At 41.3% G+C, this 3,925-nt stretch carries 3 protein-coding genes and 1 pseudogene; 2 read left to right on the top strand and 2 right to left on the bottom strand.

Going from position 1 to position 3,925, the window contains the following annotated elements; translation table 11 throughout:
- Positions 1 to 65: 65 nt before the first annotated feature.
- Together NJ959_RS30875 and NJ959_RS26850 are read left to right on the top strand one after the other, a co-directional pair.
- A pseudogene (locus NJ959_RS30875) lies at positions 66 to 170 on the top strand (type II toxin-antitoxin system RelE/ParE family toxin); the annotation flags it as partial.
- 26 nt (positions 171 to 196) lie between these two features.
- Positions 197 to 511, top strand: a complete 315-nt coding sequence (locus NJ959_RS26850; RefSeq protein WP_254014823.1) for a helix-turn-helix domain-containing transcriptional regulator — start codon at positions 197 to 199, stop codon at positions 509 to 511.
- 603 nt (positions 512 to 1,114) lie between these two features.
- Here NJ959_RS26850 and NJ959_RS26845 read toward each other — a convergent pair.
- Positions 1,115 to 2,461 carry a serine/threonine-protein kinase gene (locus NJ959_RS26845; RefSeq protein ID WP_254014822.1) on the bottom strand — a complete coding sequence of 449 codons (1,347 nt, stop codon included), beginning with the start codon at positions 2,459 to 2,461 and terminating at the stop codon, positions 1,115 to 1,117.
- Positions 2,462 to 2,643: 182 nt separating this feature from the next.
- On the bottom strand, positions 2,644 to 3,909 hold the full coding sequence (locus NJ959_RS26840) for a hypothetical protein (RefSeq protein ID WP_254014821.1): 1,266 nt from the start codon (positions 3,907 to 3,909) through the stop codon (positions 2,644 to 2,646).
- Between the last annotated feature and the right edge of the window lie 16 nt (positions 3,910 to 3,925).

Here is a 3,925-nt window from a genome sequence, read left to right as displayed (position 1 = left end):
TCCTAAGAGTTCTGGCTATTACTATAATTAGCAATTAGCGATCGCCTAAAAATTTTCTCATTATTATGTCAGTACAACCAAGGGAGATTCGGCGTTACATTACCGCAAACGGTAAGATTCCTTTTGCCGAATGGCTTGATTCGCTGCCAGATCGAAAAACTAAAGCTAAAAAAAGCTAAGGAGTATTGGGCAGATTATGCACAGCGTCAAAATTCCCACTAGTGATAGCTATCAAGAGTATTTGATTGACTCTCTCCAAAATGCAGCAGAAGCGGCTGCTTATATAGAGACTATATTAGAAGTAACAGATCCAGAACCAGAATTACTACTTTCTGCTCTCAAAGATATCATTGAGGCACGGAGCAAGACAAATAGTCTTTCACAAGAAGCTCAAATAAATTGGGCTAAACTCGATTCTATCTTATTAAAGAGTGGCGGTGCAGAGATTTACAGTTTAGTGAGACTACTGGAGGCTTTGGGTTGGCAAATGACAATTACAGTAAAATCTTAAGCTTATCGCCATTGATATCAAATCAATCGCTGCTATGAGAATTTTGTTTAAATCTATCTGGGATTAGAATTGGCTTGAAACAATACCTTCTAGGAGGGCACATTTTCCCACGTTACTAATCTAACTTTTTTTTGGCAAGATGTCAAGTCTTTGGGTGCGATCGCCTCAAAGTAGATACCCTTACCCTCAACTCCTCACCCTCAACCCCTCTCCCTCAAACCAAAGTAAGTAACATAATTTAACAAAAGAATGTTCTTAACATAACTTAATAAACTCAAAAATGGCTGAAAGCCTTTTAAATTCGTCGATCTTTATTAAAATTAATTCTCAATACTTGACGAGATTGCGTCGTTTCAGCTATTATTGGCGGATAATCCAAAGGAGGACTAATAACCTTTAGTGCTTTTTTACGCTATTTTGAGCCAATTCAATATTTGATCGTCTATCTCATTGCTCTCATAGTATTATATTTCGTTCAAACGAACTACAAATTAGTGAGATATTGATCGCGTACACTTGTCATTTTTCCTGATATTTTGTAAGATTCTCCATGAGTACAATTGTCTGGTGCGTTACGCTTCGCTAACACACCCTACGCAATTATTAAGGAAAATTATCTGGTAAAATAGCTCCTGTGAGATCGGTATGATTAAGATTAGTACGACTGAGATCCACATCAACTAAATTAGCATTCTGGAGGTAAGCACCCCGAAAGTCAGTATATGTTAAATCAGCCTGGGCAAGATTAGTATTCTCCAAATAAGAACTCCTCAAATCAGCACCATAAAGGTCAGCATTTCTCAGATCCGCATCACTGAGATTAGCATTATTTAGATTAGCATTTTGTAAGCGAGCATTGCGCAAATCACTACCCCGTAAATCCACACCTCTGAGATCCGCATTCGTTAAATCGACAAACCGCAAATCCAACCCCCGCAAGTCACTGCCCCGGAGATCGCATCTGGGACAATGACCGTGAGATCGCAAGTAGATCGTGGCATCTCCCGAATTAATTACCCTGACAGTATTACTTGCCTTTTGCGCCATTAAAAAACTCACCGTCACCATACCCACCAATACTAATTTAGTTAACATAAATTGGCTAGTGACTGATTTCAAGTCAATGAATCTTTCCAGATTGAACCCATTTCCTACTATATCTATTGACAAAAGGGCTTTTAGTGCTGTCACTGCATTAGGATAGCGATGTTTGAGGTTAGGGGCTACCATTTTATCCAGCCAACTAATAAACTGAGGATTCAGACCAGATACCAATGGTTTAAAATGGATGCGATAGGATTCGTCCATTAAATTACCAATATCGGTAGATTTAGTATTTGTCAGCAAACAAATCAGCGTTGCACCTAAACTATATAGATCGGATGCTTCTGTAAGTTGGCGGTTAAAGATTTGTTCTGGTGGCATAAATCCCAACGTACCTTTCACCACGGTACTAGCTGACATTTCACTATCGATGGCACGGGCTAATCCAAAATCAACTAAATAAACTTTGATTTGGGGGAAACGTTCAACTAAGATATTTTCTGGTTTAATATCGCGGTGGATGATGGGGGGTAGTTGCTGTTGCAGGTAAACGAGGACTTCTAAAATTGCGATCGCAATTTCCTTAATCTCTTGGGGTGTAAAGGGTTGGGGTACTGCGAGGGAAGGTGCGGATTTATATTCTTGGATTAAGCAAAAACCATCGGGTGTTTCTAATGCGTCGAGGTATTTGGGAATGCTGGGGGAGTCGAGTTGTTGGAGGAGGTTGATTTCTCTTTGGTGTGCGTCGAAATCTGACCAAGTTGTTCCGGTTTTGGCAAATTGAAATTGTTTGATGACTACGGGTTGTTGGGTTTGGGTTTGGGTGGCTAGGTAGGTGACTCGTCCACCGCTTTTGTTGTGTCCGAGTTCTTGTTCTATTTTATAGTTTGGGAGGGGGTTGTTCATTTTTTTTTACGCAAAGAGTTTATGGGGGTTGTTGGTTGGGTGTTGGGGTATTTTTTTTTTAACGCAGAGGTGCGCAGAGGTTTGCACAGAGGTACGCAGAGGGTTTTTTGAGGTTTTTTGGATTGGGTGAATAAACCTAATTTACTGCTAACGACAAACAACCAATAACAAATAACTAATAACTATTGAGTGATTCCTTCGTTTTCTATGGCGCTGTAACCATCACTGGAAACTAATCCTAACCAGGGATCTGTGCTGGGGGTGAGGAAGAGTTGGCTGTAGACTAGTTCGTTGAAGTTATTGAGATTTTGGTTAGGGATTTGGAGTAACCATGTGTAGATTTTGGGTTGGAGTAGGTATTGGTTTTTGACGGTATCTAGGGCGATTAGGGATTGGAATTTATTGATGACGGGGACTAGTGGATCTTCTGGGGAACCTGGTGTAATGTTTCGTCCGGTGATGTCATAGGCTTGGGGATTTTTATGGCGCATCAGATTTTGACTGTTATTATCAATCTGTGCGTCTTGGCTATGAAGTTGGGCAAGTTTTGTCCAAGCTGTTTCGTCAGTTGCGGTGGTTAGTGTTGCTTGATTACCAGAGATAGCGGTAAGGAGAGGATTTTCTACATACATTTTAGACATTGCCCGCTGACTGGCTTCTTCAGCAGTGGGAATATTTGTGGGAATTTCCAGCAATTGGTTGGGGGGTGTTATGTCTAATTCCGATAAGTCTTGTTTCCAGTTGGCTTGAATTGTGGCGAGGCGATCGCGATAATATTGACGTAGGAAGTTATCTCTTTCTCCTTCTGCCAGTCTATTCGCGTCTTTGGCTGCTTTTTCCGCTTGCCCTAATTCTCGCAAAAAGGCTTTTGGTCCGTATAATCCAGGTAAAGCATCAACAATCCGACCATCTCCATCTAATATATAGTGAATACTGTTACCTGTGAGAGTTCGTGTCAACTGACGACCATCACCAAAATCTATGGTAACTTTAGGGACAGGACGTACCGATTCCCAGTGTAAAATAAAGCGATCGCGCAATGCCTGCGATACCTCTGTATTCGGATAGAGTACCACCCGGAAAAAGCGACTATTGGCACAACTCATATCCTCATCCAAATTCCCCAACAACCGCAAAGACAGAATCGGTTTCCCACTCGCCTTAGCCGCTGCCTTCGCCGACTCTAAATCCGTATACCAATATAATTTAGAAGCATAACAATCTCGCTGATGGCACAACTTATCTAAATTATTTCTTAATTCAGTATCCAACTGATTCCCCAACCTTACCAATAACTTATCCAACTCCCCCTGATTCCTCACAACCACACTCTCACTCTGTAACTGAGACGCAATTGAATTCGACACCCCTTCCGCCAAACCCACACCCATAAACCCAAAACTCACCGTCGCCATCACCAAACCCGAAACTAAAACCTTAAGCACCATAAAAACCTCCTAAATC

The sequence above is a fragment of the Limnofasciculus baicalensis BBK-W-15 genome (assembly GCF_024178385.1).
In the GTDB taxonomy this organism is placed as follows: Bacteria; Cyanobacteriota; Cyanobacteriia; order Cyanobacteriales; family Coleofasciculaceae; genus Limnofasciculus; species Limnofasciculus baicalensis.
This window is presented reverse-complemented; position numbering and strand designations above follow the sequence as displayed.

Bases quoted from the DNA above. Each gene is read 5' to 3' on its own strand.
- NJ959_RS26840 (WP_254014821.1), bottom strand. From the start codon at position 3,909: ATGGTGCTTAAGGTTTTAGTTTCGGGTTTGGTGATGGCGACGGTGAGT.
- NJ959_RS26845 (WP_254014822.1), bottom strand. From the start codon at position 2,461: ATGAACAACCCCCTCCCAAACTATAAAATAGAACAAGAACTCGGACAC.
- NJ959_RS26850 (WP_254014823.1), top strand. From the start codon at position 197: ATGCACAGCGTCAAAATTCCCACTAGTGATAGCTATCAAGAGTATTTG.